Annotated in this window: 28 protein-coding genes and 1 other annotated feature; of the genes, 13 read left to right on the forward strand and 15 right to left on the reverse strand. The window is 38.7% G+C overall.

The genetic code is table 11. The features are described 5' to 3' along the window. Positions 1-569 (forward strand): transposase (locus ACIQCO_RS23245; RefSeq protein ID WP_400433355.1); only part of this gene is annotated, 569 nt, incomplete at its 5' end. Positions 570-949: 380 nt separating this feature from the next. On the opposite strand, the gene ACIQCO_RS23250 is transcribed toward ACIQCO_RS23245, so the two are convergent. From ACIQCO_RS23250 to ACIQCO_RS23280, 7 genes are all read right to left on the reverse strand, one after another. Then, a complete protein-coding gene (locus tag ACIQCO_RS23250; protein ID WP_400433358.1) occupies positions 950-1,192 on the reverse strand; it encodes a hypothetical protein in 243 nt (80 codons plus the stop codon). Positions 1,193-1,279: 87 nt separating this feature from the next. Further along, a complete protein-coding gene (locus tag ACIQCO_RS23255; protein WP_400433361.1) occupies positions 1,280-1,912 on the reverse strand; it encodes an HNH endonuclease family protein in 633 nt (210 codons plus the stop codon). A 1,323-nt stretch (positions 1,913-3,235) separates the two neighbouring features. Beyond that, positions 3,236-4,696, reverse strand: coding sequence for a lysine--tRNA ligase (gene lysS / locus ACIQCO_RS23260; protein ID WP_400433364.1), 1,461 nt, complete (start codon positions 4,694-4,696; stop codon positions 3,236-3,238). Positions 4,697-4,793: 97 nt separating this feature from the next. Further along, positions 4,794-5,060: a binding site (T-box leader), on the reverse strand. 184 nt (positions 5,061-5,244) lie between these two features. Further along, a complete protein-coding gene (locus ACIQCO_RS23265) occupies positions 5,245-5,427 on the reverse strand; it encodes a hypothetical protein (protein WP_400433367.1) in 183 nt (60 codons plus the stop codon). Between the two features lie 14 nt (positions 5,428-5,441). Next, positions 5,442-5,951, reverse strand: a complete 510-nt coding sequence (locus ACIQCO_RS23270; protein WP_400433369.1) for a DinB family protein — start codon at positions 5,949-5,951, stop codon at positions 5,442-5,444. Positions 5,952-6,233: 282 nt separating this feature from the next. Next, complete coding sequence (locus ACIQCO_RS23275) at positions 6,234-6,596, reverse strand: DUF3888 domain-containing protein (RefSeq protein ID WP_400433372.1); 363 nt, start codon at positions 6,594-6,596, stop codon at positions 6,234-6,236. 378 nt (positions 6,597-6,974) lie between these two features. Then, complete coding sequence (locus ACIQCO_RS23280) at positions 6,975-7,328, reverse strand: hypothetical protein (RefSeq protein WP_400433375.1); 354 nt, start codon at positions 7,326-7,328, stop codon at positions 6,975-6,977. A 279-nt stretch (positions 7,329-7,607) separates the two neighbouring features. Here ACIQCO_RS23280 and ACIQCO_RS23285 point away from each other — a divergent pair, with 279 nt between their 5' ends. From ACIQCO_RS23285 to ACIQCO_RS23300, 4 genes are all read left to right on the forward strand, one after another. Continuing rightward, positions 7,608-7,898, forward strand: a complete 291-nt coding sequence (locus ACIQCO_RS23285) for a hypothetical protein (protein ID WP_400433377.1) — start codon at positions 7,608-7,610, stop codon at positions 7,896-7,898. Positions 7,899-8,155: 257 nt separating this feature from the next. Next, positions 8,156-8,335 (forward strand): Spo0E family sporulation regulatory protein-aspartic acid phosphatase, encoded by a 180-nt coding sequence (locus ACIQCO_RS23290; RefSeq protein WP_400433380.1) that lies wholly within the window; start codon positions 8,156-8,158, stop codon positions 8,333-8,335. 657 nt (positions 8,336-8,992) lie between these two features. Continuing rightward, complete coding sequence (locus ACIQCO_RS23295) at positions 8,993-9,745, forward strand: cell wall hydrolase (RefSeq protein WP_400433383.1); 753 nt, start codon at positions 8,993-8,995, stop codon at positions 9,743-9,745. Positions 9,746-9,993: 248 nt separating this feature from the next. After that, positions 9,994-13,026, forward strand: a complete 3,033-nt coding sequence (locus ACIQCO_RS23300; RefSeq protein ID WP_400433386.1) for an efflux RND transporter permease subunit — start codon at positions 9,994-9,996, stop codon at positions 13,024-13,026. A gap of 82 nt (positions 13,027-13,108) precedes the next feature. On the opposite strand, the gene ACIQCO_RS23305 is transcribed toward ACIQCO_RS23300, so the two are convergent. From ACIQCO_RS23305 to ACIQCO_RS23315, 3 genes are read right to left on the reverse strand one after another with little or no spacing between them, the layout of a single operon-like run. After that, the gene (locus ACIQCO_RS23305) at positions 13,109-13,945 is read right to left on the reverse strand and encodes a DUF4097 family beta strand repeat-containing protein (protein WP_400433389.1); all 837 of its coding nucleotides are present in this window, start codon (positions 13,943-13,945) and stop codon (positions 13,109-13,111) included. A gap of 1 nt (position 13,946) precedes the next feature. Then, entirely contained in the window at positions 13,947-14,501 is a 555-nt protein-coding gene (locus ACIQCO_RS23310; protein WP_400433392.1) for an HAAS signaling domain-containing protein, read from the reverse strand. Next, the gene (locus ACIQCO_RS23315) at positions 14,501-14,818 is read right to left on the reverse strand and encodes a PadR family transcriptional regulator (protein ID WP_024027552.1); all 318 of its coding nucleotides are present in this window, start codon (positions 14,816-14,818) and stop codon (positions 14,501-14,503) included. The genes ACIQCO_RS23310 and ACIQCO_RS23315 overlap by 1 nt, the downstream gene beginning before the upstream one ends. Before the next feature lie 224 nt (positions 14,819-15,042). Between ACIQCO_RS23315 and ACIQCO_RS23320 the strand changes: the two genes are divergently transcribed. Next, entirely contained in the window at positions 15,043-15,609 is a 567-nt protein-coding gene (locus ACIQCO_RS23320) for an undecaprenyl-diphosphatase (RefSeq protein ID WP_400433395.1), read from the forward strand. A gap of 33 nt (positions 15,610-15,642) precedes the next feature. On the opposite strand, the gene ACIQCO_RS23325 is transcribed toward ACIQCO_RS23320, so the two are convergent. After that, on the reverse strand, positions 15,643-16,416 hold the full coding sequence (locus ACIQCO_RS23325) for an alpha/beta fold hydrolase (RefSeq protein ID WP_400433537.1): 774 nt from the start codon (positions 16,414-16,416) through the stop codon (positions 15,643-15,645). A gap of 180 nt (positions 16,417-16,596) precedes the next feature. Beyond that, positions 16,597-17,268 carry a transcriptional regulator YeiL gene (yeiL, locus tag ACIQCO_RS23330; RefSeq protein ID WP_400433398.1) on the reverse strand — a complete coding sequence of 224 codons (672 nt, stop codon included), beginning with the start codon at positions 17,266-17,268 and terminating at the stop codon, positions 16,597-16,599. Positions 17,269-17,348: 80 nt separating this feature from the next. Here yeiL and ACIQCO_RS23335 point away from each other — a divergent pair, with 80 nt between their 5' ends. Further along, on the forward strand, positions 17,349-18,569 hold the full coding sequence (locus ACIQCO_RS23335) for an MFS transporter (protein ID WP_400433401.1): 1,221 nt from the start codon (positions 17,349-17,351) through the stop codon (positions 18,567-18,569). 708 nt (positions 18,570-19,277) lie between these two features. Here ACIQCO_RS23335 and ACIQCO_RS23340 read toward each other — a convergent pair. Further along, positions 19,278-20,924: an ABC transporter substrate-binding protein gene (locus ACIQCO_RS23340; RefSeq protein ID WP_400433404.1), complete on the reverse strand. Its 1,647-nt coding sequence runs from the start codon at positions 20,922-20,924 to the stop codon at positions 19,278-19,280. 99 nt (positions 20,925-21,023) lie between these two features. On the opposite strand from ACIQCO_RS23340, the gene ACIQCO_RS23345 reads away from it, so the two are divergent. Next, positions 21,024-22,280 carry an MDR family MFS transporter gene (locus ACIQCO_RS23345; RefSeq protein ID WP_400433406.1) on the forward strand — a complete coding sequence of 419 codons (1,257 nt, stop codon included), beginning with the start codon at positions 21,024-21,026 and terminating at the stop codon, positions 22,278-22,280. Positions 22,281-22,368: 88 nt separating this feature from the next. Here ACIQCO_RS23345 and ACIQCO_RS23350 read toward each other — a convergent pair whose 3' ends face one another. After that, entirely contained in the window at positions 22,369-22,917 is a 549-nt protein-coding gene (locus tag ACIQCO_RS23350) for a GNAT family N-acetyltransferase (RefSeq protein ID WP_400433409.1), read from the reverse strand. Positions 22,918-23,418: 501 nt separating this feature from the next. After that, positions 23,419-23,811 carry an SRPBCC family protein gene (locus tag ACIQCO_RS23355; protein WP_400433412.1) on the reverse strand — a complete coding sequence of 131 codons (393 nt, stop codon included), beginning with the start codon at positions 23,809-23,811 and terminating at the stop codon, positions 23,419-23,421. 525 nt (positions 23,812-24,336) lie between these two features. On the opposite strand from ACIQCO_RS23355, the gene ACIQCO_RS23360 reads away from it, so the two are divergent. Genes ACIQCO_RS23360 through ACIQCO_RS23380 form a run of 5 tightly spaced genes read left to right on the forward strand, consistent with a single transcriptional unit; the run spans position 24,337 to position 26,651 of the window. After that, on the forward strand, positions 24,337-24,582 hold the full coding sequence (locus ACIQCO_RS23360; RefSeq protein WP_400433415.1) for a spore gernimation protein GerQ: 246 nt from the start codon (positions 24,337-24,339) through the stop codon (positions 24,580-24,582). 16 nt (positions 24,583-24,598) lie between these two features. Beyond that, positions 24,599-24,967: a spore coat protein gene (locus tag ACIQCO_RS23365; protein ID WP_400433418.1), complete on the forward strand. Its 369-nt coding sequence runs from the start codon at positions 24,599-24,601 to the stop codon at positions 24,965-24,967. Positions 24,968-24,985: 18 nt separating this feature from the next. Further along, complete coding sequence (locus ACIQCO_RS23370) at positions 24,986-26,122, forward strand: zinc-dependent alcohol dehydrogenase (RefSeq protein WP_400433421.1); 1,137 nt, start codon at positions 24,986-24,988, stop codon at positions 26,120-26,122. 17 nt (positions 26,123-26,139) lie between these two features. Continuing rightward, positions 26,140-26,334 (forward strand): hypothetical protein, encoded by a 195-nt coding sequence (locus ACIQCO_RS23375; protein WP_400433424.1) that lies wholly within the window; start codon positions 26,140-26,142, stop codon positions 26,332-26,334. A 17-nt stretch (positions 26,335-26,351) separates the two neighbouring features. Next, positions 26,352-26,651 (forward strand): spore coat protein, encoded by a 300-nt coding sequence (locus tag ACIQCO_RS23380; RefSeq protein WP_400433427.1) that lies wholly within the window; start codon positions 26,352-26,354, stop codon positions 26,649-26,651. The last annotated feature ends 22 nt before the right edge of the window (positions 26,652-26,673 follow it).

A 26,673-nucleotide genomic window follows, 5' to 3' on the forward strand; every position in this document is an offset into this window, starting at 1 on the left:
TTTTAGGTCATATTGATTTTCTTACTGAGCAAATCGAGATGCTTGATAAAGAAGTTGCGGACAGAGTCAGCTCTCATCAAGAAGATGTAGCACGACTGGATTCAATTCCTGGCATAGCAACCAGAATGGCTGAACAAATCCTATCTGAAATTGGTACTGATGTAAAGAAACAATTCCCTTCTGCAGCTCATATGTGTTCTTGGGCAGGGCTAGTTCCTGGGCAAAATGAAAGCGCTGGAAAGAGAAAATCAGCCAAAACTAAAAAAGGAAATAATTATTTAAGATCAGCTTTAACAGAAGCAGCTCATTCAGTAAAGGGATCCAAAAACTATCTTGGCGCACTTTATAGACGTACAGCATCCCGAAAGGGTAAGAAACGTGCTGGTATTGTAGTCGCTCACGCAATGTTACGTATCTCTTATTATCTCTTAACCCGAAAAGAAATGTATGTAGACTTAGGCGAAGACTACTTTGATAAGCAGAGACAACAATCTATCGTTCGGCATTCACTGAGACGACTCGAAAGTTTAGGATACACCGTTACGTTAGAAGAACCTAAAGCTTCCTAATCCCGTTCACTTTATTACCATAGATCCATGATATTGGCGCTCTCCCCTTTTTAAAAAAACGAATGAGCTGCGTCTTCTTCAGTATTGCCTTTTTCACTTTATTACAGAAGTTAATTTTCATGGTAGTCAAAGAAGAATTGTCTTAAATGTCTTCCGCCATTGAAGAAATAAAATGCACAGAAGAGTTTGATAAATAAGAGATTGTTCAACTTAAAGCAGCTAACACCTGAAACCAAACAAATACTTACCGAAATCCTCGATAATACACCGATTATTGAAGATTGCCCGATAATCTACGAGTGATCCTCATACCCCTATAAACCTTCTTCAAGAATTGCTGGGCTTAATTGGCCTATTAGGAGCGTAATAAGGTCAGCGTCTCAAGGGCGCTCTAGAACGGTAGCGAGCATGCGGTGGACGACCTCGTGATCACGCGGATCGTGCAGGCGGTAATCTTTACCTGGCAGCGTGTACCACTCCTCAGCTCCAACATATGTGATTGCGAGCGTGAGGGCACCGTCGTCTTGGCAGGTGGTGCGCAATTCAAGCTTCCCGCTGATCACGCCGACCTCATTGGTCATTACACCATGGGTTGCGGTGAAGATTGACGTCTTCTTTTCCATGTGAGTGACTCCTTTCTGTGGTTGGATAGTTGCGCTCCAAGTACTACAAACGGTCGGTTGATTGTACTTGAAGAAACAATAACGGACTTAGTAGGAGCAGGTGTTAAGCATGCTCTGCAGCGCGGTCTTTTCCGACGACTGCAGGCTTAGGTCCCAACGATACTTGGTGTTGATCCACCACTTCGCGTACGCGCAGCGGGCGCCGGAACGCGGTGGTTGCCACGTCGATGGATCCTGGTCCCCCTTAGAACGGTTGACACTGGCGGTCACCGCGATTAGCTGCGTGCCGTTGAGGTCGTTGGCGAAGTCCTGGCGCTTTTGCGTGGTCCAGCTGCTGGCTCCGGAACGCCACGCCTCCGCTAAAGGGACGATGTGATCGATGTCCAATTCGGACGGTGAGTACACGGTGACCCCGTCGTAGTAGCTGTACCACTTGCCGTCCGAGACGGGGCAGTTTCCGCTGAAGTAGTCGGCGTCGCGCTTGAGCACCACCTGACGGGTGTCACAGCCACCGCCTTGGCTGATCCAGTGCGGGAACAAGTTGCGAGAGTAGCCGGTCATGGAGCCTTCGGATTTGACGGTCAGCGAGTTCAGCTGGGATTGGGCGGTGGACAAGGACGGCGTTCCGGGCGGTTGCGCCGAGGCTGTCGACATGTCATATTGAAAAACAGCAAACGACAGAACCAACCCCAAAACAAACAACATTGATTTCTTCAACATAGAAATACCTCCTATATGTAATTTTTTATATCAACATCTATGTTCATTATTAGTGAATGCGATGTTAATACTAAGGTAAAGATTGAAACCAAAGCGAAATGGGGCACGATAACGATTCAGTACTTTTAGGGCATCTTTGTGAGAAGCAACATAGAATTAGTAATCTGAATCATTTTTAAGTAGTGTTCAATGAAAAAAGGCAATTAATTAAACTTTCCTCTACATACAATGATATTACATGGATAATTTTCCTTAAAGTTAAAAGTTTGTAAATAATCTAAAGATTATAAAGAAATACATAGTTGTTTCTCTTTCTCCAGCACGTCAAAAAGTTCTTTCCTGATCTGATAATGATGATAGAGATCTTCCTGAACTTAATATTTCATCTCAGAAAATACTTTACATTGATCGTATCTGATCTACTGCCACATAGTTTAATTGCATTAGTGAGTCTTAAATTCTATTTTTCAGACTACAAGTTTATTTTCCAGTCTAGAACCATATTTTCTTTGGGCGCATTGATCTTTAAAAATAAATAGCGGACAAATATTATAGATATTCAACATGTTTCCACCATAAATTACAGTCTTTTTAATACTTTGGCCTTACATTTCTCCAGTTTTAAAAATTTTTTATCGCAACTCTGCCGTGCAATTAATTCATCAAGAATTTTCCTGGCATCTTTGCCTCCATCCTGCGTTGATATATGCCTCGATTATTTTTTCATACTGTTTATCATAGTAAAATTTTTCATCTTTCATTATTTCAAAAACTTTATCAAAATATTGAGTTGCTTCTCGCTGTTTGGTTCACATAACCAATTCATTTACAACTGTCATATTAACCACCTTTAAAAGTACGATTAACCATATTATACCTGGAACTGCTTCTTCAACTACCTGCCCGGTAGTGAAAATCGAGTAGAGGGAAAATAATTAATTATTTTCGCCCCTCTCACACCACCGTACGTACGGTTCCGTATACGGCGGTTCAATTTATATTACAGTGTGTACTTTTAGATAATGTTCTAAAGCAGAAGGAAGTCCCCTCTGCTTTAGTCTTTTATTTGAGATTGCTCTTTGTACGACTTTCGATAATCCGATATACCGATAACCTCTTCTACAGAAAGTTAGTCCTTTCCCCTCTTCCTCAGGAATCCCTAATTTAACAAGCGATTTGATTTGTTTTTTCCTTGGACTATCGCACCCGTTAGTTGAGTAAGGAACTGTCCCCTAAAAACTTTATTGTTCGATAATTAGGTGGTAACCGGGGTTACAGTCCACCACCTATAACAAAATATTGAATACTATTATTGGGGGTCCACTATAGTTTTTTAGTTAATGGAAATAAAACACAATCTTTTATTGTATCACTATCCGTTAGAACCATTAATAAGCGTTCAATTCCAAACCCCCAACCAGAAATGGGCGGCATTCCATATTCCATAGCTGTTAGATAATCTTCATCCATCTCCATAGCTTCTGAATCTCCATTACTTTTAAGATGGGCTTGAGCCTCCAGCCTTCTTCTTTGTTCAAGTGGGTCAACTAGCTCTGAATAGGCATTTATAATTTCCGCACCATTCACCACTAATTGGAACCGGTCTGTAAGAGCTGGGTTTTGATCATTGGCTCTAGCTAGTGGGGATAAATCAATAGGGTGCTTGATTAAAAATGTCGGTTTAACTAGTAGTGGTCGACACATTTTCTTGTAAAGAAGATCAATAAAATTACCTCTCCCTAAAGATTTAATGTCGGAATGTTCTAAGTTGATATTTTTCCTCAACGTTTCTTGATATAAATCTATAACATCAGGATATAGGTCTATATCAATCTCCGTGTCTTTTAAGATTAAATCCCTGAAAGAGACAATGTCCCATTCTAGTGAAAAGTTTATCGTTTGACCCTGGATGGTAATGGTAGTTGTATTAAAGGTTTGATCCAAAACAAACAGAACCATATCTCGCATTAATTTCATTGTATCCTCATAATTCCAGTATGCCGCATATCCTTCAACCATTGTAAATTCTTGAAGATGTTGGGGACTAATCCCCTCGTTTCTAAAACACTTTGCAAATTCAAATACTTTGGTAAAACCACCTACAATTAACCTTTTTAAATAGGTTTCCGGTGCAATTCGTAAATTTAATTCAGTATCTAAAGAGTTATGATAGGTTCTAAAAGGTTTAGCTAAAGCCCCCGAGGAAGTATGCTGTAAAACTGGTGTTTCTACCTCTAAGAATTCCTGGTCCTCAAAGAATCTGCGAATGGCACGTACCATTTTGGTTCTCGCTAGCAAACGACTTTGTGTGTCTTTTGTCATCATTAAATCTAAATAACGCTGTCTATAGCGAAGTTCAACGTTGCTTAAACCGTGCCATTTTTCTGGAAGAGTCCGCAACGCCTTCCCAAGAAACACATAGCTTTCGATTCGAAGTGTTTTCTCATTCGTTTTAGTCGTATACATACATCCTTCCACACCGATAAAATCTCCTATATCCAATAAATTATGAAATTGATTAAAAGGTTCCTCGCCAATCTCATCCTTTTTCAAAAGAAGTTGTAAGCTTCCTTGTATGTTTGAAATAGTAATAAAAATTAATTTGCTGAAGTTTCTAATACTCATTATTCTTCCGGCTACTCGGACTCCAGAAGTTCCGTCTTCCAGTTGAGTGGCTACATAAAGTTCATAATTTGTAGAAAACCTTTCAGGATATACTGGAATCCCCTGCGATTTTAAAGTCTCTAATTTCTCTATTCTAAAAGCAGTTTGTTCATTACTCATTCTTTTCGCTCCAGTCTTTTAGTTTGATTATAAGGATTTTTAATTATGGATTTATACTTCTAAACAACAAAAAAACTCCCACCCCCAAGATTTTCATCTTGAGGACGAGAGTTTATAGCTCCGCGGTACCACCTCAGTTTATTAATATGTCACCATATCAACCTTTTCGGGTACAGCAATTTTTAATAATTGATTATACCCTATCTCTTTAACGGGAGATCCCGTCGCAGTATCACTAAAAACGTTCTTAGATCCGTGCGAAGCTCCAAGCATTTTTTCATTAAGATCATTATTACTCCATTCCACCTACCGGAGCTCTCTGGAAATAATTAATCAAAATTACTCTTCTCTTCATAGCCGTATATTCCGTATTAATTGAAAATATCTTAGCCTAAATAAATGGTTTAGTCAATTGCTATAGAGGATTTATTTTCTTGTTCAACTAAACTCCCGTTAGTCGAATAAGAAAAAGGCTGTTTTTTTGCATCCAGATCTTAAAGGAAAGCATCCGTTGTTGAATAAGCTTATACCCAATTTATTAATCTGGACTATTTTAAAATTAGTTGCCCATTGAAGTTTTTTAAATCCTCAATTACTTCCTTTTGATGATTGTCCCAAAATTGATTTGTACCTTTAGGAATGCTATCTAATGAGAAAAATTCAGCGTTTTTACTTTCATCAGTTTCTTTAATGGTAGTTCCAGCAATAAATGAGAAATTAGGTTTTTTCATTAATAGAAAAAGACTTATAAGTATTTATCACTAATCACTTTCATATGGTGTAACTCGTGCCCGACAATACCATATGCAATGGTACCTACCGAAACTGGGCTGTTCATTACAGTTCCATTACGAACCCACGCTGCATCATCAATGGTTGAAATAAGGCTTAACGTGTTGGAGCGTACCGTGTCTAAACCAGCTATTAACTGCTCCCAGGATAATTTGTTGAAGTTTGCCGCAGAAACGTATTGATCCTGATCCATTGCTGGGAGTGGTGCACTTTCATTTCGTGCAATGGCAAGCATTCGATACGACATCACACGTTCCGAGTCGGTCATATGCCCAATCACTTCTTTTAAAGTCCATTTCCCTGGTGCGTACGCCTTCCTTGCTGACTTCTCTGATACGCTGCTTAAGAGGGTAATGGTCTCAGTTCGTTGCTTACTAAGTATTTCTTCAATATCTCCATCTGGCACAAGACTAACATACCTATAATGCTCTGGATTTTCAATAAATAATGGTCGTGGACGCACAAGAATCCTCCTCATCGGAAAAGTTAATTATGGTTCTAGGCTAATATTCGACTGTCAAGAAGATATTTCCTTTATTTTTGATATTTAATTTCATTACCGCAAAATAATTGCAAATTAAACAACTTTATTATCTCTGTACAACTGATTTATGCAGTTAACATAATACAGATAATAATGGATTAATTCACTTTTTATTCCACTAACCTGCCACGTTAGCTCAATAAAGAAAGGAGCTGCCACAGGCAACCCCTTTGATTAACTCTTGTACACGGTAGTTGTAGTTCAAGGATATGTTTTCAAGTGTTTATAACTAATCAGTTTACCTCTTGTATTTATCACAACCTCATCTTCCCCATAACTGTTATGAGCACGATAATAGGGGTACACCTTCAACGTTATCTCATATAATCCACCAATTCCATACAACTGTTTTATTTTAAGAATTTCTGTGTCATAGGAAGCCCAAGTAAGACCTTCTGGTGCATTTTTGTCGTTCTTATAAATTTCAGTAATTGCTTTATCTACTGGTTCTCTATTGCTACTTATAAGTGCCATTTTTAGCGTTTCACATAATTCTGTATCAGCTTCATTTATTGTTTTCGCATTAACCCTTGTGTAAGTAATCACTAAAAACATTCCAATCATAACTATAATTGCAAGTTTTTTCGTAAGAATCACCTCATTTTAGTTTCCTAAGAACTAAGATGATTTATTCAATTTCAAAGTTTACTGGGTCACGAAAAAAGTGAAACAACGAAAATTTATGCCAATTAAGTGGAAGCCTTAGACAAGAATTTTATAGAAAATATTTTTAACGTAACAAAGCAACGCCTCTAAGCGTTGCTTGTTAAATTCTCGCACCCGTTACTTTAAGTAGAATATTTCACAATCTTTTTAATGTAAAAGAGCGTATTTTAAGTTTACAATGATTTATACCGTTAGTGGAAAAAGAAAAAAAGTCGCCTCAGCGACTTCTTATTGAACAAAAGCCACCGTTAGCACATTATGCAGCGGGACATCCTGTTAATTTAATGGACCAGTCACCTCAAGGCATTTTCCATTATACGCGTCCATCCTAATGGTTGGTTCTTCTCCATTTTTAGTTTTCAGTGTTACACTCAACTCGCGTTGATTAGTAAATTGATTAAAAATACCACTCTTTGTATCAATAGACAATTTCTCCAGTGTAACGTCATGAACATAAATATCAAAGGCTTTTTTTCCCGATTCTTTTGGTGGAAAGTTCAAACACAAAACTGCATAACCGGTGGCTTCCTCAGTTGTCAATATTGGCTTTTGGTATAGATATGCAATATAAATGATAAGAAAAACTAAAATGAGGAAAACTTTTTTCTTCAAGTTTGTGGCCTTTAACACGTTTCAATCACCCTATCCAATTTTGTATAACAATGTAATTCGACAACCCTCTCCAAAATCCCTGCCTTATTGCACGATCCTGCCCGTTTGTTGAAAAACAAAAAAGCACCTTTTTAACGCAATGCCCTTGGTGTATAACTTTATAGCTGCATTAATGAAGATAAAGCGTGCTTCCTAAACATATAGTGAGTAAAACTACTTCAGCTGGGGAGTATATGATTAGGATGGTGTGCGTTCATATTTAACATATTCCCTATTAATAAACGAGGAAGTGATTAGATGAAACACAGTGACGAACGCAATAACTTTGGTGGAAATGTAGAAGAAAGTGGCAACAACCAAGCTGGGAATGATGCTAATCAAGGTACCAGTGACTTGGGTGAAGCAGTTGGAACTTTTACTGATGCCGTTGCGGGTGCTATGATAGGTGCTCCATTTGGACTAATTGGTACTGTTATAGGCAGTGTTTCAGGCGGTGTTATTGGTAACCAGATGCTGGAGACGGCTGAAGCAGATAACAATACAGCATCCGATAATCGTGATGTGAGTAATAATATTAACCCTAAATAAGTAGCTATTTTTCATAAGGATTCCAATCAATTTAACAAGGGAATGTAAATTCCCCGTTAACCTCAGATGTTGAAGAACTGCTGCATGGGTGGCTAACGGGTGAAATGTCTATAGGAAGAACTCAATAATGAGTTCTTTTTCTTTTGATATTATATGCACCAAGAACGTTTAACAAAAAAACTTTTCTAATACATAATAGCCATGCATTAAAGGCACAATGAATAATGTTTAGAATTTATCATATAGTTGGTGCAAAAATGAATGAGAAATTTGATAAAGAAAAAGAACTTTGGAATAAAATCCACCTACTTCGTGAAGAAATGGTTCGAACAGCTTACAATAAGAAGTTAGATTTTCTTGATGAAGAAGTTATATCATTGAGTCAAGCTTTAAACAAACTTTTAAACGAATATGAAAAATTATTACACAGAAAATAAGGTAATTATCACCTTTAGAATGTGAATACATCCTACGTCGCAGCAACCCCTTGTTCAACTCAAGTACCCTTTGGTTTAATACGGATAATGAAATAGAATTCTCAAAACAGCCCATAGAAGTAACCCAGCAATAATAACTAGAACTCGAATTACCCAATTCTTCACTCCATAAATCCTCCTGATGATTGATAAGATATTTTTATTATCCTCCACCCGTGTTACAATTATTTGTCTACCTGATATTACTCCTTTAAGGGCTTTGGAAAAGACCTTTTTTATATCTTCTCATCGTCAACTAACCTGACCGTTTAGCTTAAGGAAAATCCTTCACAATTTCTTCTAAATTGCTCTTTAATCCTTATAAAAATAAGGTGTATTTTGTTGCCATTCGCTTTTTCAGATGCCACAGGGAGGGTTCTCGTGGTTTTTAGAAATATTTACATTGGCAACAAACACCTAATTATTGGGTAATTTATTCCTCCGTTTCGTTTAATTTCCTAGTTTATGACATTTTTATTGAAGTTTTGTCATGAAACATCATTTTACTGTAATTCTGCTCATCAAATTATAAAGAATTGTAATGCTATCGTTCTGTAAATGAATCATAAGTCATGTTAGGGTAATAACATAAGAATTTTACTGGAGGTAGCACACAACATGAGAAATTCTTTTAAATCATTAGTTGTAGCTGGTGCAGCTACAATTACCTTAATTGTACACACTAATACGGCGAAGGCCATTACCGAATCATTCATTCAAACTAAACACAGTTTTCCAGTAAATGGAATACAAAATAATTTACCCATTGGCAATAACGAGGTAATACAAGATATATCTATTGGAGAAATCTTACACCCTCAGAGCTTAACCATTCAATTAGCAAAACCTGTGATAAATGTAGCAGCAAAAGCAGTCGAGTTACTAGCAGATCCATCAAAACCTGCAGCTGAGACTTCTAATGATTCGACAGAAGCAGCAGAAAAAGCCGCTGAACCAGAAGTTGAAGCTCCAGTTAAAGAGCCAGCAACACCTGCGGTTTCTATTTCAGATAAAGAAAAAGACTTATTTGCCAGATTAGTTGAAGCGGAGGCAAAAGGCGAGTCCTATGAAGGAAAAGTAGCCGTTGCAACCGTCGTATTAAATCGAGTGGAATCCCCTCAGTTCCCTGATACGGTGACAGAAGTGATTAATGAAGTAGTCGGTCATGCTTATGCCTTTTCACCTGTTCAAAATGGTGAAATTAATAAACCGGCATCAGAAGAGTCAACTCAAGCAGTGGATGAAGCTTTAAATAGAGAAGATACATTAAATGATTCTATTTTTTTCTATAATCCAGAAATTGCAACAGATACTTGGATTCGATCTCGTGAAACTGTAGAGACCATTGGAAATCACGTGTTTGCAAAATAGAAGGATAATCAAAAAATGGCGTGCCAAACTGACAAAAGCCAGGGCACGCCTTTTTTTAATGATAGAGTAGCGAAAGAAACTCCAAACTTGAGTAATTTTAATTTTGTATAACGCCATCCAACAGGATGGTGTTTTGTTTTGAATAAGTTAATTTTTTTGTAAAATTATGAAAAAACTTCTGGTAAATTTGCCCTATAAGAGGTATAATTTACCTGTTTTTATGACTTTAGGACTAGGGGGTTTTTTTAATGACTTGGTTTACCAAATGGGCATTGCGGAACAAAGCGGCATTGGCTTTCGCTGTAATTGCCTCGATGATTTTTGGCATTTTTAGTTACACCACGATTCCAATGGAACTGATGCCATCAGCCGACCAGCCGTACGTGACCATTTCAACAGTTGGAAACGGTATGGATGCTGTAAGCATGGATGAACAAGTAACACAGCCAATTGAAAAGGCATTGAACGGCGTCAGAGGAAAACAAAGTGTCGTTGCACAAACAGGAAATAACTTTAGCCAATTGACCGTCACATTTGAATCTAAAATTGATGTAAAAGAAGCTAAACAGCAAATTGAAGAACGAGTTTCAATGGTACATCTCCCCAATGGGGTCATGAAGCCATATGTCATCAACCTCAATACATCTGAAATTCCGATTGTGGAATTAGGTCTCACATTTGATAAGGAAATTGGCAATAATGAACTAAATATCGTAGAAAACGAGATTATGCCGATGTTCAAAGATCTAAAAGGTGTCGGCAATGTCATCACCAATGGCGGAAGAAATCAACAAGTAATGATTAAAGTTGACCCTGCTAAATTAGCGGCAGCAAATTTCCCGCTTGAAAAGCTATATACACTCCTTCAAGGGAAAACGGCTTCCGTTGCCGTTGGCGAACAAACGATGAACAACGAAGCAACAAGCATCATCGTAACAGGAAAATTAGAAACGCTCGATGAACTTAAAAACATCCAGTTAAACAGTAAGACAAAACTACAGGATGTAGCTGGTATTACCTTGCAAGAAGATACCGAAAGCATCATCCATTTGAATGGAATGAGCTTTATTGACGTTGTCATTCAGAAGGATTCCACCTCCAATGCCGTAACGCTTGGAAAACAAGTGGAAGTTGCAGTAAAAAAAATCAATAAGGATTACAAGGGAACCCTTCAAGCTACGATCGTGATGAATTTAGGAGATACCGTTCTTGATTCCATCAATTCGATGACAAGAGAAGTATTGACCGGAGCATTATTTGCTACCCTTATAATCTGGTTATTCCTTCGCAGTTTCCGAATGACCCTGATCACAATTATCAGCATACCATTGTCCCTATGCATGACGATGATTCTACTCTCCTTCTTTGGCGTTACCTTAAACATCCTCACGCTTGGAGGAATTGCAGTATCTGTCGGACGGCTAGTGGATGACAGTATTGTGGTAGTCGAGAATATTTACCGAAGAAAGCAAAATAATGAATTAACCCCTGCCTTTCTTATCGAATCAGTTAAAGAAGTGGGATCAGCGATCACGTCATCTACTCTGACAACAGTAGCAGTATTCCTGCCAATGCTGATTGTATCGGGAGGATTAAGAGATTTAGTTGCTCCGTTTGCGATTACGATCACTTGTTCATTGCTATCTTCACTGCTTGTTTCACTGACAGTGGTCCCAGCACTAAGCGCCCGTATGATGAAAAAGGTAAAGATGAAAGAACACAAGGCGAAATCCTTCTACCCTTCTTTGTTGAAATGGTCGCTTAATCATAAATGGCTTCCCATCACGATAGCGATTCTCGTTGTAGTCGGGTCCGTCGGGTTATTTTTGACCATGCCCAAAGGTTCTGTCGATCAGCAAGATTCTGCCTACATAGCAATCGGTCTTCGCTATGATAACGGAACTCCATTTAGCGAAATAAAAGACGGTGTTGCGAAAATGGAGGGCATTCTTTCAGAAAAAGATGGGGTAAAAACTCATATTACAGTGGCAGGTGTCAATGAGGATGCTGCACAATATGGCAACCTGCAAGAAGCCAACGTCGTTCGATTTATGATTTTTACGAAAGAAGGGACCGATTCTGCCAAATTTGTAAAAGACATCCGAAAAACAAAAGACCAGTTTCCAAATGCGGAGCTGACAGCTGAGACAGCAGGTTTGCTCGGATCCAATACGACGACTGTTTCCATTGATGTCATCGGAAAGAACGACGACGACATCAAAAAAGCTGCTGATATGGTTAAGAAAGATATAAGCAGCATAAATGGTGTTGAAAAAGTAGAAAGCAACGATCAAAATACCAAACCAACCATTAGCATTCAGGTGGATTCAAAATTATCAAATGCACAGGAAGTCGCCCAATCTATTTATGCGATGATAAAGCCTGCTGTGATTGGAAACATTAAGATTGACGGACGGACCACCGCAGTCCAATTGGGAGCATTAAAAGAGATTCAAACGGTGGACGATTTAAAAAATCTGCAGCTGATGACGCCAGATGGGCCTGTTTCTATATCAAGTATTGCTAAGGTTGAAGAAAGCAATGAGCTGGGGACCATCTTTACAAAAGACGGCCATCATTATTTACAGGTAACAGCTCAAGTGAATCCGGACAAAATGGTAGACGTTACCGGAAAAATTCAGCAGCAGCTCCTAACTTGGAGCAAAGATGAAACATTTGCCAAAGGAACAAGTGCAGAACTTACCGGTTCTTCCATGCAGTCCTCCGATCAATTAGGGGAACTGGCTAAACTGTCTATGTTATCAATTGGAATCGTGTTTATGATTTTGCTCGTGACATTAAAGTCGTTCCGGGCAAGTATCGCGATCTTGATTACATTGCCACTTGCTGCGATCGGTTCGCTATTAGGACTCGTGATTACCAACTCAAGCATCAATATATCTTCGGGTATCGGAATGCTGATGCTCGTTGGGATTGTGGTAACCAATGCCATTGTGCTGGTTGACCGAATCCGCCACAATGAAGAAACAATGACCATTCGGGAAGCGATTATGGAGGCAGGAATCGTACGTCTGCGGCCGATTCTTATGACAGCACTTGCCACTGTCTTTGCCATGGTACCGCTTCTAGTTACACATGAATCGGCGATGAGTTTAAATCTGGTTTCAAAGGGACTCGCTGTGGTGGTCATTTTTGGACTCATCATATCCACCCTTTTGACGCTGATTATCATCCCAACTTTCTATGAATTATTCCATTTCCGGAAAGCAAAAAAACAACGGCTGCAAGCTAACCAAATAACAGGAACATTAGTTCAATAATGACCAAATTATAAAGAATTCTAAAAAAATGCCAGGCACCATCCTGAATTGGATGATACCTGGCACTTTTGGATTTCCAATTCTATTTTTTATTTATTGATACGGATCCAGCACTTGATTGTAGCTTGAGCTGTGGACCACCTGAACCAATAGAGGCGATGACACGGTCACTGTCCTTTGTATTGTACGAAACGTTTGCCAGATTTACATCCACATGACCAGCCGATGTCTGGAGGTTCATTTGAAGAGACTCTGGTTGCTGTTCGGTCACAATCCGAACGGAACCGGCACTGCTGCTTGCGAAAATGTCATGAGTAATCGCCTTTAACTGAACATCAATCGAACCTGCACTATCAGTTAAATCCAACTTTCCTTCAATGTTGGTTAACTTTATACTACCTGCGGAGGAATGAGCAGTTACATCACCTTTTAAGTCATTTGCCTTAATGCTACCTGCGGAAGAGTCCAAATCAAAGTGGCTGGCTGATAATTGTTCGATGGTAATACTGCCTGCTAGTGCATGACCTTTCAGTTCACTGTACATTTTTTGTGGTATTTCAACATCGGCTTGAAGTTGTTTGGTCATGAATTCAAAAGGAGAAAAATGAAAAAGAGAATCATTTTTTGGTCCAATATCAATTTTAGCAGTTTCTCCGCTCGTACTTACTGAAAGCTCAATATTCTTTTTCGATGTTCCGCCGTGAAGATGAACGGTGATTACATCAGATTTTGTTGGGTAAAAATGCACATTGGCTAAGCTAGATTCCAACTCGATTTTATCAATGTCTTTTGCATTGATTGTTTTTGTTTCATCTATTGTGACAGTAGAAAAATTGTCATGAGTATATCCATAAGCTACAACTCCGATTACCCCAATTACCAAGCCTAAAATAGCTGCAACGATAGAATATTTCTTCAAATTAATAACTCCCTTTCACGATTTTTACGTTGAGTTTCCAGTACCAGTGGATTAACTTTAAAAACCACTTTGCAAGAAAATTTGTCACTAGTAAAAATAGATACCCAAATGAAAAAGTGGCAAGGATTAAGAAGAACGCAAGTAGTATTGGTGTATCGTGCGTAAATAAATTAATGATAAATGCAACAGGAGTAATAAGACAAGTAAACGCAGCAGCATACAGACCAATAAAAGCACCAGCAACCCCTACAACAGGCCCTAGGATGAAAATTAGATTAAACAAGAGCATACCCAAAAATGCAAAAATGTTAGGTCCAACATTTGTATTGATTTCCTTTTTTGAACCACTAAGTTTGTCAGTAGGTACAAATACACCTAATTCATCTGCGATTGTTTTTGGGGAGCCTAAATCCGCTACAGCCTCCTCCTCGGTTTTCCCATTTTCGATAGCCGAATCAATATGTGCTTCGTAATCACTTAGAATATCATTTCGTTCTCCTTCCGGTATCTGTACCAATAGACGGTTAAGTTCGTTTAAAAATTGCTGTTTGGTCATCAGTCCATCCCCTCCTCAATAATCTCATTCACACTGGCAGAAAATTGCTGCCATTCTTGTACCAACTGTTCAAGATATTCTCGACCGGCTTTCGTCAATTGATAGTATTTTCTTGGCGGACCCTCATTAGATTCAGCTAAGTAAGTAGCGAAATAGCCTTCTTTAGTTAATCTTCGTAATAAAGGATATACGGTTCCTTCCGCGATTTGGATTTTATCAGAGATGCTGTGAACCAATTCATATCCATATCGGTCTTTTTTCAATGTAAAGACCAAGACACATAATTCCAGCGCACCCTTCTTAAATTGAACATTCATGTGATTCACCTTCCTATAAAGTAATGATTACTACTGATTAATACACAGTAGTAAAATATGAAAAAATACCATCACAGGAATACTATATCATCTACTACTAATTAATGCAAGGTACTAAAATTTATTTAGTTGTAGTTTTTTAATTGTTATGATGTATTACATATTTGTATAACGGACGGAAATAATACCCTTAATCTTATAACTTAAAATTAAGGGAGACTTTTATGAACTATGGAATGTTTAAGGTAATTAATCAATTGGCGGGGCATAATCGGATTGTAGATTTCCTTATGGTCACCATTTCAAAAAGAGCTCGGTTTATCTATCTGTTCGTGGTAATCGTTCTCTGGTTTCGCCACGATTCTTATAAAAAAATGACACTATATACTGGAGTTTCAGTCAGTGTGACGTATTTGCTCTGTACGATGATTAAGCTATTCTTTTATAAACCAAGGCCATTCTTAAAGCATTGCGTTCATTTATTGCCGCCGGTCCCATCTAAAAAAGATTCATCGTTTCCAAGTAAACATACTGCCCTTGCCTTTACCTTGGCCGCATCTGTGATGGTTTATCACCGAATAGCAGGCTGGAGCTTGTGGCTGCTATCGATCCTAGTAGGCATTTCGCGGATCTGGATGGGACAGCACTATCCATCTGATATCATCGGGAGCGCCATCCTTGGAAATGGAACAGCCTTTGTCGTTAAGCTTACTGAGCAGTATTGGAAGCCTTTTGTTACTCGTATCTTCCGTTCGTTTACCCAATTTCTTTCTACTTACCGAGATTTGTAATAGGAATGAAGGGATGGTCCAGCTTTACTTGGATCATCCCTTCATAATTTCAGTGATAAACCCCTGAATTAATTGATTTAACTCGTCGGCTGATTTTGTCGGTATTTGATGTTTTTCATGGAGAAACGTAAGTTCATTATTTGGCAGCTTTTCATGTAACAGTTTGGCATATGTATGAAATTTTATATCTTTTTCTCCATATATCAATAATACCGGGCTCTGGATGGTTTTTAATTTATTCGTACAGTTATACTTTAAACAAGAATGGTAATACTGTTCGACATTTCTACTATTACTTTTTAGAGCTTCGCGATAAATGTTCTTGAATATCTCAATTGTATTGGAATTGCTCCATGCTACTGAGAGTCCTAGCAGCGGCATTGCCCCAGCTTTTGTAAGGATTCTTGCAATTGAAATCCTTGCTTCATTTTTTCCATCCCGGACTTCAGACATCCCGCTCACGATAATTCCGCCTAAAGCCCGATTAGGATAAGCTAATAAAAATTCTAATACAATGGAACCTCCCGTAGAATATCCGCAAAGGAAGGTTTTGTCGATTCCAAGATGATTCAGCAAATGCTTTATGTCATTTGCAATAAGCTGATACGTGATTGGCTCTTTTGAGTAAGCACTTCTCCCATGACCTCTAATATCAAACGTAATAACTTTAAAATAGCGCGACAATTCCTTCATTTGATAGATAAAATTGGCACTAGTAAGTAATGGCGGATGAATAAATAATATCGGTGTTCCCTCACCCTGAACGGAATAAAACAGGCTGCTTGAGACTGTGTTTACTATTGGCACGATGCTCTTCACCTCAATCATTGGCTTTTGATGCATGATTCATCAAGTTCCAAGTCTTTCGTATTTAGCTTAGCACCAATTGAGGAACTTATTCGAAAATCGGTGTATTAGGCAGGGCCACAGGGTCGGATCTCATGGTTTTTAGTTGAGGATCGACCTGTCCACTAGAACGATCCGGCGTCATTCATTCATCAATACCCTGGCAAGTCCATTTAGTTCGTTGGGCTGTAGGATGCGATAGTGACGTCCTTCCTTTTTCAAATATCCTTTATCGCAAAATTGTGCAAACACATATAATAAGTGACGGTAGGAGACACCTAAAAAATCACACACGGTGACGTGTTTCTCCTTATAAACCTTTCCATCTGCAGTTTGCAAAATAAAATCGGCAAGCCGATTTTCTAGCGGGAATGATAGACTTTGCGTATATTTTGCCGCCATTTGTGTGGATTTTACACTTAAGAACTTCGCAAGTTCACGGAGAAAGGTAGCATCTTCGAGCAATTTGGCGCGGCAGCGATGAAAAGGAATCGCAAAACAAACGGTTTTGGTAGAGGCTTGAACTCCTTTCGTATAATAAATTGGATTTAATAATTCCATTTCCCCGAAAAAATCTTCCTTATTGATAAAATTAATTAAGGAAACCTTTCCATTTTGATGCGTCACATAAATTTTCGCTTTTCCTTCAATGACATAAAATAAGCAATCCGGACGCGTGCCCTCTTGAATAATCCATTCATCTCGTTTATATTCATGCACTTCTAGAAACTCTTCAATCGGAAAAGCAAATAAATACCCAATCGAATATTCCTCCAAATAGCGCTGCCTTTTCTCATTTTTATAAATTTCCATTAATCTCCTCCATAATATGAGATATCTCATATTATTGTACGTTTCTCCATGATATGATGCAAACATTGGAGGGGTAATGAATGAATTCACAACGATGGATGAACAGACAATTTTTTAGTTTTTTTATCACCTGGGGTGTTTTTCTACCCTATTGGACAGGGTGGATGATTCATACAAAAGGAATGACGGTTTCACAAGCTAGTTTGATTATGAGTTTAGGACTAGTTGTCCGCGGCCTTTCTACATTATTTGTATTTCCTTATTTATCGGGGAAATTTAGCAGTAGAACCCTGCTAAATGGGATGGCAATCGGCACGTTCATTTCCCTTCTTTGCAGTATTCCAGTGAATTCTTATGTAAGCTTATTAGTTGTCACGTTACTGTTGCATTTCTTTTATCCGAGTTTGATGCCGGCATTGGATAGCGCAGCAAGCGTCCTTGTGCAAAAACAGCAATTAAGAGATTACGGGAAGAGCCGCTCGTGGGGGTCCATTGGCTTTGTCGTTTCCGGGATGATGTTAACGGTCTTTACAGGAGCACTTGGGGATAAAGTAATCTTATGGGCGTTGTTACTTGGCATATTCGTATTCATTGTTCTTAGTGTCATGCCTGCCCCTGTTGTTTTAATGGAAAAACCACAAGCCGCAAATTTGAAAAAAGGCGGAATGCTGCAATTATTTCGTCTCAAACACTTTGGCCTCGTACTAGTTATTGTGATTTTACTGCAAGCGGCACACGCATCCTATTACAGCTATGGCTATATTTTTTTACAAGAAATCCATGCACCCAAATATTTAATTGGCATGATTCTTAACATAGCTGTGGCTGCAGAAATCATTTTCTTTTTAGTCGCAGATCGGACCTTTCGCAAATTTTCAGTTGGCTCCTTACTGACACTTGCGGCATTTGGCTCAACAATAAGATGGATTCTCATATTTTTCTTTCCAAATATGATTGTTTTCTGTATCGCGCAAACCTTGCATGCCTGCTCATTTGCGATGGGACATTATGCCTTTATGAAGTATTTAACCAAGCATATTCCACAAGAACAGATTCCAAATGCACAAGGGATGTATTCAGCACTGGCACTAAGCTGGAGCACTGCGGTGTTCACATTCTTCGGCGGATATTTATATGAAATTGAGCCAAGATACGCCTTTATCGGGATGATCATTTGTACCATCCCATCCATGCTGCTTGCAATTTTCTATCGGAAATTGGCGGCAAAAGTGCCTGAAGACCACGGAGACGGTTCTTCTAGTCAAGTGAAACATGGATACAGCCCCCTTGGAGTTGAATAAAAGAAGACCAATGAACATGGGTCACGGGTTCCGTTTCCTATCACAAACATTAAAAATGTAAGTTAAAATGAGTGCCAATTTGTATATGAAATTTGACACTCATTTTTTATTGGGGTAAAGCCATTAGTGACGAAATAACATAAAAAATTGTAAATGAAATGCACCTCCCAATTGTACCCCTACAATTTGTCTTACACAAAATGCCGCACAATTGGATATATATGTCAATTAAAAGTCTTATCCTTAATTGAGTAACCAGTGATATTTAAAATAAGCGGAGATTTTCCGGTTAATCTGCAGAATAGAACTCGGTTTGTGGTATATAAGCGGAGGTTTTCCGATTAAGCAAAGCAAAATTACCCATTTTCACGTTTTTTGAGTCAATAGTCGGAATCCTTCCGTCTATTTAAGCTTTTTTCAGTGCTATTTCCTAAATAAGAGAAATTTCTCCGCTTATTTATCAACTCTTGCTGATGCCTCATCTGGGGCAGTGAGAGGGCCGCTCTTTTATGGTTGGCGGAAGCAGAATATTAAAGATAGCTGCAGGTATGGTGTAGGAGTCAAAAAGCAGTACATATTGGGAGGCATTTTCGATTGCATTTTCGGTTTTGCGAAAGGAACGGAACCGGTTATGACCATAGGGACGGTTCTTGTGCCCTGCACTAACCTTTTTAATAGCATGAGAACCGTCCCTGTGCTTCACTGGCTTCAAATGTGTGGCTTAGTCCATAGCTTTGTTAGGTCGACATACCCAAAATGTTTGATTTCAATGTTCATAAGATTAATCGAAAAAGGTATTCGACGTTTTACATAATACAATGGGATACAAAGCGACTCGTTCTGTAAGTACTTTTCGATTCTCAAATGGTGAGCATTCCAGTTTTCAAACGAAATCGAATCATACGCCTTTATGAATTGGTTCAGTTTCTGATCTTGCTTTATTAATAGTTGTAGAGGAGAGAAACTATTGATCAAAAAGAAATAATAATAAAAGGTTTGGTTCAGTTCGAAAATTTCGCCATGAATAAACAAGTCGGCATCTTGACGGATACTGGTATTATATACTGCTTCTTGGAAGGTGATTTTTACCATTTCAACCTCCATTCCGGCTTGTTCGAGCTTGTCTTTTAACCAATGGGACGTATCATTTGTATAGTTTACATATTGCATTCTTAACGGTCTTGTCATCATCGGTTTCGGAATAGCAGGCATTTTATACGATTGGGACATCCCGATTAAACACCCTTCTTCGTTCCCCATAATTCTAGAATTGACCTCTGAAAGCTCATGACGATGGTTGGCGATGACCATATGTATATAATCACGAACTTCCTTTCTTTCCATTTCAGATCCGCGATAGGGATTCATGACGACAATTCCAAAACCAGAATCACTTTCCACCTTAAAGGTTTCTACCTGTTCGGATTCATGAGCCCCATAATAGACCACTTCAAATTCCCTCGGAACCTGAATAAACTCTACACGATCGAGCAGCGGTCGATGCCCAAAAGACTGTTTAAAAGCCGCAAGGACAGTTTTCCCTTCCGTCTCTTCTGCCAGATAAAAACCACCTGTTCCTACCAATTTACCATTCACTTCTTTAAAAATACTTGCTGATAACAGACTTAGGAGCTGAAGGACATAGGTGCATCCTCCTGGAAACGTCAGCTCGACTACTAGTGGTGCAGGTGTTGTAATCGAGATAATCGGTTCCCATAGCATGAAGTAGTGTTCATCCTGCTTCATGCGCCAGTAAGATTCTACGACATCCTCCGCTTTCAAGATTGATCCGTCGTGAAACGCAACATCTTTCCGCAAGTATAAAATCAAAGAAGTATCACTATATTCCCACGAATGTGCAAGTTCTGATGTAACCGTATTGTCAGCGTTTAACGTGACCACACGATTATATAGATTGGCAATTATATTCGCACTGTGGGTATCCGCCGCTTTGAGTGGATGAAAGGTTAAAAAAGGCTCAAAGCGCGGTATGATGAGTCTGTCCTGCTCTTCCTGATGAAAGCCGAAATTTGTTTGGAAGGCAGTCATTAAGCGCTGTTTGGTTTCGACTGGCCAATCTAGCAGTAACAACCTGCTAACCTCCTCAATCTCCCCCTTTTCAAGCAATTGTAAAAAATGCCGTTCGAATTCTTGTTCCACATCCCGCAGCCATTCCAGTGACGATGTACGCCCCCTTCCACGCCCGGATTGAAAAGTGAGCCATCCATCCTGCTGCCATTGGTGAAGCTTCCTTCGTGTTTGTTTCGTACTGAGATATAAGCAATCGGCAATCTCTTCTACTTTAACATTTCCCGATTTTATCTGGTTTCTTAGTGTTAATAAATATCGATCCATTCAACTTGCTCCCTTAAAAGTGGACATTTTTTTAAAAAAAGGTCATTTTTAATATTATCCGTCTCCTTTACTATACAAATATAGGAAGGAGCTGGCAATATGAAATGGAGAGACTATCCACAAAACTTAAGGGTGCGCCTTATTACATCATTTTTTAATAAAGCAATTTCCAGTGCGGTTATGCCGTTTATGGCCCTCTTTTTTTCCGAACACAAAGGTGCTGTTTGGGCAGGGCTGTTCTTAGGGATGAACGTTTTTATCAGCTTTATTAGTACACTAATTGGAGGCTACCTGTCTGACCTCTTTCGTCGGAAGACGATATTGGTGATTACCTCAGCCTGCAGTTCGTTGATGTTCGGTTTTATGACATTAAGTTTAATCCCTGATCAAAAATGGATTAAGCTATTCGCGTTCGCCTATATGGTATTTATGATTTCTAGCAGTTTAGGACGGCCAGCAATGCAGGCCATTATAATCGATTCCACCACTTCCGAAAATCGAAAAGCGATTTATTCGTTGGACTATTGGCTCAATAATTTATCGATGGCTATCGGGACTGCGCTTGGCGGGCTGTTTTACCTGCATCATCAACTAACTTTATTCTTCATTCTAACAATGGTATCCGTGGGTTTACCGATTGTTTATGGAATTTGGCTGCATGATTCGTTCGTGAAACCTCTGAAGAAAAAACATCAAAATATCTTGATTGATTTAGTTGCTAATTATAAACTCGCCTTTCAGGACAAACCATTTGTCATGGCTGTCATTGGCGGTATGTGTATTTATGCAGCGGAATTTTCATTGAATAGTTATATCGGTGTCCGATTGGCTAAAGAGTTTCACTCTGTTTTCATTGGCCACTTTGAAATCGCAGGAGTGAGGATGTTGAGTATCTTAAACATTCAAAATATGCTCCTCGTTGTTTTACTCGCCTTTATGATTACGAAGTTTACCGATCGTTTCGACAAAAAGAAGGTGTTGTTAACCGGGCTTCTTCTATATGGAGTTGGATATATAACGATTACATCCGCGAATATCTGGTATGTGTTAATCGTATTCAATCTGATTGCTACCATAGGGGAGCTGATGTACTCCCCGATCGCCAATGCCGAAAAAGCCAACATGATGCCAGAGGATAAACGAGGTTCCTATTCTGCCTTTTCAGGGCTAAGCTTTAGCGGTGCAGATTTACTTGCGAAATCTACCATCTTGCTGGGGGCATTTTTGCTACCAACCATGATGAGTGTCTATATTGGCATCATATTAATGGTCGGCACATTTATGCTTTATAGTGGACTATTTATCTTTCAAACAGCAAAACAAAAAGAGAAAATAAAACAAATAACGCATGGTTAATGCTGAACAAGACAAGCGCATTCTTAGAAGGAATGCGCTTGTCAATAGCTTTCAATTTATATGAATAACCAAATTTCTGCTTTATGAATTAATCTTTTTTGGTTTGAATTTTTCCGTAAAGTAAAGCGTTATAATATTTTTCTTCGATATAATAGTGGTCTTTTAATTCTCCCTCTAACACATACCCATTCTTTTCTAAGATCCGGGCAGAGCCCCTATTTGCATCAACAACACTAGCATGGAGTTTGTGCAGATGAAGTGTTTCAAATGCGAAATCACTCATCAAAGCAACACATTCTGTTCCATAACCCTTCCCCCAATGGTCTCGATGAAAAACATAACCAATTTCTGCTTGGTTGGCTTCTTTGTCAAAATTGAAAATCATGGCTGTCCCAATAATTTCTTGCGTTAATTTTCGAACAATCGACGCATACAAATGAGTACCCGCTACCTCACGCTTTACCATCGTTTCAATGTATTCACTCGTTTCATTCAAAGTGTTCATTAAACTCCAGCCAATAAAACGTGAAACCTCCTCATCTGATGCATAATTATGGATCTCTTGGGCATCGTTTGTACTTAGTGATTTAAAGTAGATATTTTCACTTTCTAATGAATGAAATAAGCGTATATCCATATTTTCTACACTCCCTAAACTATTAATTTCTTTAAAGATACTAGATATGTGACAGCAAAAAATTATTATGTAATCTGATTTAAAATAAGGTGAAACCTAAGTCTGGATAATCACTACTTCAAGGGGTTGATAAAAGAGCGAAACTCCTTCTTCATTTTTTACTTTATCAGATAATAACCTAATAGGTTACCTTTAAATATTATATCAAAGTTAAAGAATATTCAGCCTAGATGGTGCAAAATTTGACACGTTCGAATTAGAATCGAAGAAGAGTAAGGTGGAGGCGATTGTTCGGGGCCCTTTTCCTAATAGGTATTATTATAGTGGTCAATGCATTCAACAATGGGATACGTCAGGATTCCGAATTTACAACGTAAAAGATTTTGAAAGATAAAAAAGCCTAATCCCTCCGTATTTTTAGCGAGGAATTAGGCTTAAAAGTAATTACTAAACTAAAAGTCCCTAAACCTTACTAACACTGAAAACAGAGATATGGTAAATCTACTTCAGCGACTCCACTAGCTCGTTCAAACGGTCCCAAGTTTCGGTGATGCCCTGCAGCATACCCATATCCATGACGGTCTTAAGGGCATCTTCGGAAACATATTCAGCACGGTTTATCAGCTTGGTTTTTCCACCCAAATCGATGAATTCCAATGTCATCTCGTTCTTCGGCATGGAGTCATTCAAATTGCCTTCGGCATCCGAAAAGTAATCGGTGTAGGAAATCTTCTCCGGCTCGATAATCTCCTTATAATCCCTTTGCCCCAGGCTTCCATACCAAAAAAATTGACCAAGATTCTGATCCACACACTTCATACAGTAGTGCCAAACGCCTCCCGGACGGAAATCGACGGTGCAGACCGGAATCTCCCAGCTGTGTATCAAAAACAAAGTTCTTCCCTGCTCCTCCCTTTTCCCTTACCTCTACTCTCAGAAACTAAGTTCTTCCCTAAAACAGCCCTTTTCGGGCTTTTTTCCTCATTTGATCCACCTTTATCCTTCCGCCTTCTTCCTATTCTCTCCTATTCTGAATCGTTGATTTATCGGGCTTTTCCTGTATTCAATCAAAGCTTGGTTAACTTTTTCCTTTTTTAATCAAACGTTTGATCAATATAAAAGAACCGAGATAGCTTACCAGCGGTACGCTTCCCGATTCTTGATTTAATCCGTTTTTACCTGCAGTTCTTCACGTTTTGGTACCAACTTTGGTCCAGATGTAAGAACTATGTTCCATAGGGAAGGAGTGAGTTACAGGGAGACACCTTTATTTCAGTTTGAAGATTCTGCAATATCTCATTAATGATATATAGTTTATCAAACTTTATTCCAAAACCAAACTTACAATATTTCACAGATATCTTCCTTATTAATAAGGGGAAAATAAATTAGTATCGAAATATAAGGAGGTAGATAAGTATGGATCTAAAAAAATTAGCTGCTCATGAGTCATTGGACTTACATGAAATAATTAACTTTAAGACCCTTTGTTTAGCAAAATCAAAACTAATACAAGGACTGGTTTTTGATCAAGATTTGAGAGCATTAATGCAAAAAGATGTGGAACAATCCATGCAAGCACTTGGAGAATTACAGGCAATTTATCAACGTGCACCTTTTGAAGCGCCTGTTCCTCAAAACCGGCCAACACCAATAATAAATTGAAAGGAAGGCAAATTCATTGAACTATGACTATTTAGACCCAATAAACTCGCTCCACGTACCAGAGCTAGCAGATACCACATTTGCAATGGATTTCCTCCTTCGTGCCAAAGAAGGTGTTCGCAATATTGCTGTCGCATTAACTGAGTCCGCATCACCTGATGTTAGAACCCTCTTACGAAGCCAGTTATTGCAAGGGATTGCCATGCACCAAGAAATTACAGAACTAATGATTAGTAAAAAATGGTTCCATCCATACGAACTAAGTGAACAATATCAATTAGACCAACTCTCTGCCAACAATACATTGATGATTGGCAAAATGAATCTATTTCCTGTTGAGACCAATAGAAAAGGCATGTTTGACCGGACACCTGATGAACACTAACACTGGAGGCTATAACCAATGAAGGCAGTAACGTATCAAGGGATTAAAAATGTTGTAGTCAAAGAAGTTCCAGATCCAAAGATTGAAAAACCAGATGACATGATTATTAAAGTAACGAGTACAGCTATATGTGGGTCTGATTTACATTTAATTCATGGCATGATTCCTAACCTGCAAGAAAACTATGTTATTGGCCATGAACCAATGGGAATCGTCGAAGAAGTTGGTCCAGGTGTGACTAAGCTAAAAAAGGGAGATCGTGTCATTATTCCTTTTAATATAGCATGCGGTGAATGCTCTTACTGTAAAAACCATTTGGAAAGCCAATGTGATAATTCTAATGATAATGGTGATATGGGTGCCTATTTCGGATATTCTGGTACGACGGGGGGCTATCCGGGCGGGCAAGCTGAATATTTAAGAGTGCCATTTGCCAACTTTACTCATTTCAAAATTCCAGAGACTTGTGAAGAACCAGATGAAAAGTTAGCAGTTATTGCCGATGCAATGACTACTGGTTTTTGGAGTGTTGACAATGCAGGCGTAAAGGATGGAGATACAGTTATTGTTCTTGGCTGTGGTCCGGTTGGTCTTTTTGCTCAAAAATTCTGTTGGCTAAAAGGGGCAAAGCGAGTCATTGCCGTTGATTATGTCAATTATCGCCTACAGCACGCCAAGCGCACCAACAAAGTAGAAATTGTTAACTTTGAGGACCATGAGAATGTAGGAAGTTACCTGAAGGAAATCACCAAAGGAGGTGCGGATGTTGTCATTGATGCAGTTGGTATGGACGGTAAAATGACTGATATGGAGTTCCTTGCGAGCGGAATGAAGCTTCAAGGCGGAGCATTAAGTGCGTTTATCATGGCTTCACAAGCAGTGCGTAAAGGCGGGACAATTCAAGTTACTGGCGTTTACGGCGGCAGATATAATGGTTTCCCTCTTGGAGATATTATGCAGCGAAATATCAATATCCGCTCTGGGCAAGCACCTGTGATTCACTATATGCCATATATGTTTGAATTAGTTTCGACCGGAAAAATTGATCCAGGAGATGTCGTAAGTCATGTACTTCCACTTAGTGAAGCAAAGCGTGGCTATGAGATTTTTGACACAAAAATGGATGATTGTATAAAAGTCGTGTTGAAACCTTAAGGAAGGAGGTATAAAAAATGAACTACGCCTTACATGAAGTTCTTGAGGTCCATGAGATGGCTGCATTTAAAACCACTTGTCTAACTAAGTCTAAAACGATGAAAGCGTTAGTTACAGACCAGCAGTTAAAAGATATTATGCAGAAAGACATAGATTTATCTACGAGACAATTACAAGAATATGCTACGATCCTATCCAACGCTAAGCAGTAATCTAGGAGATGAAGAACATGAATACAATCATTGAAAATTTAACTGGCATGAATGCACTATCCGATCAAGTGGTAGCAATGGATTTATTGATTGCAGCTAAAAGTGGAGTTAGAAATTATGCCATGGCAGTTACGGAAGCAGGAACGCCGGAAATTAAAGAAATGCTCACTCGCCATTTAATGGACGCTCTTGATATGCATGAACAAATTTCCGCATATATGGTAGAAAAAGAATGGTACCATGCTTGGAATACCAACGAACAAATCAATTTGGATTTAAATAATATCAATACAGCATTGAACTTACCGACATTATAAAAAATCACAGGAACAGTTTAAC

The sequence above is a fragment of the Neobacillus sp. NPDC093127 genome, from assembly GCF_044754175.1.
GTDB lineage: Bacteria > Bacillota > Bacilli > Bacillales > Cytobacillaceae > Neobacillus.

Bases quoted from the DNA above. Each gene is read 5' to 3' on its own strand.
- ACIQCO_RS23250 (WP_400433358.1), bottom strand. From the start codon at position 1,192: ATGGAAAAGAAGACGTCAATCTTCACCGCAACCCATGGTGTAATGACC.
- ACIQCO_RS23255 (WP_400433361.1), bottom strand. From the start codon at position 1,912: ATGTTGAAGAAATCAATGTTGTTTGTTTTGGGGTTGGTTCTGTCGTTT.
- lysS (WP_400433364.1), bottom strand. From the start codon at position 4,696: ATGAGTAATGAACAAACTGCTTTTAGAATAGAGAAATTAGAGACTTTA.
- ACIQCO_RS23265 (WP_400433367.1), bottom strand. From the start codon at position 5,427: ATGAAAAAACCTAATTTCTCATTTATTGCTGGAACTACCATTAAAGAA.
- ACIQCO_RS23275 (WP_400433372.1), bottom strand. From the start codon at position 6,596: ATGATTGGAATGTTTTTAGTGATTACTTACACAAGGGTTAATGCGAAA.
- ACIQCO_RS23285 (WP_400433377.1), top strand. From the start codon at position 7,608: ATGAAACACAGTGACGAACGCAATAACTTTGGTGGAAATGTAGAAGAA.
- ACIQCO_RS23290 (WP_400433380.1), top strand. From the start codon at position 8,156: ATGAATGAGAAATTTGATAAAGAAAAAGAACTTTGGAATAAAATCCAC.
- ACIQCO_RS23295 (WP_400433383.1), top strand. From the start codon at position 8,993: ATGAGAAATTCTTTTAAATCATTAGTTGTAGCTGGTGCAGCTACAATT.
- ACIQCO_RS23300 (WP_400433386.1), top strand. From the start codon at position 9,994: ATGACTTGGTTTACCAAATGGGCATTGCGGAACAAAGCGGCATTGGCT.
- ACIQCO_RS23310 (WP_400433392.1), bottom strand. From the start codon at position 14,501: ATGACCAAACAGCAATTTTTAAACGAACTTAACCGTCTATTGGTACAG.
- ACIQCO_RS23315 (WP_024027552.1), bottom strand. From the start codon at position 14,818: ATGAATGTTCAATTTAAGAAGGGTGCGCTGGAATTATGTGTCTTGGTC.
- ACIQCO_RS23320 (WP_400433395.1), top strand. From the start codon at position 15,043: ATGAACTATGGAATGTTTAAGGTAATTAATCAATTGGCGGGGCATAAT.
- yeiL (WP_400433398.1), bottom strand. From the start codon at position 17,268: ATGGAAATTTATAAAAATGAGAAAAGGCAGCGCTATTTGGAGGAATAT.
- ACIQCO_RS23335 (WP_400433401.1), top strand. From the start codon at position 17,349: ATGAATTCACAACGATGGATGAACAGACAATTTTTTAGTTTTTTTATC.
- ACIQCO_RS23340 (WP_400433404.1), bottom strand. From the start codon at position 20,924: ATGGATCGATATTTATTAACACTAAGAAACCAGATAAAATCGGGAAAT.
- ACIQCO_RS23345 (WP_400433406.1), top strand. From the start codon at position 21,024: ATGAAATGGAGAGACTATCCACAAAACTTAAGGGTGCGCCTTATTACA.
- ACIQCO_RS23350 (WP_400433409.1), bottom strand. From the start codon at position 22,917: ATGGATATACGCTTATTTCATTCATTAGAAAGTGAAAATATCTACTTT.
- ACIQCO_RS23360 (WP_400433415.1), top strand. From the start codon at position 24,337: ATGGATCTAAAAAAATTAGCTGCTCATGAGTCATTGGACTTACATGAA.
- ACIQCO_RS23370 (WP_400433421.1), top strand. From the start codon at position 24,986: ATGAAGGCAGTAACGTATCAAGGGATTAAAAATGTTGTAGTCAAAGAA.
- ACIQCO_RS23375 (WP_400433424.1), top strand. From the start codon at position 26,140: ATGAACTACGCCTTACATGAAGTTCTTGAGGTCCATGAGATGGCTGCA.
- ACIQCO_RS23380 (WP_400433427.1), top strand. From the start codon at position 26,352: ATGAATACAATCATTGAAAATTTAACTGGCATGAATGCACTATCCGAT.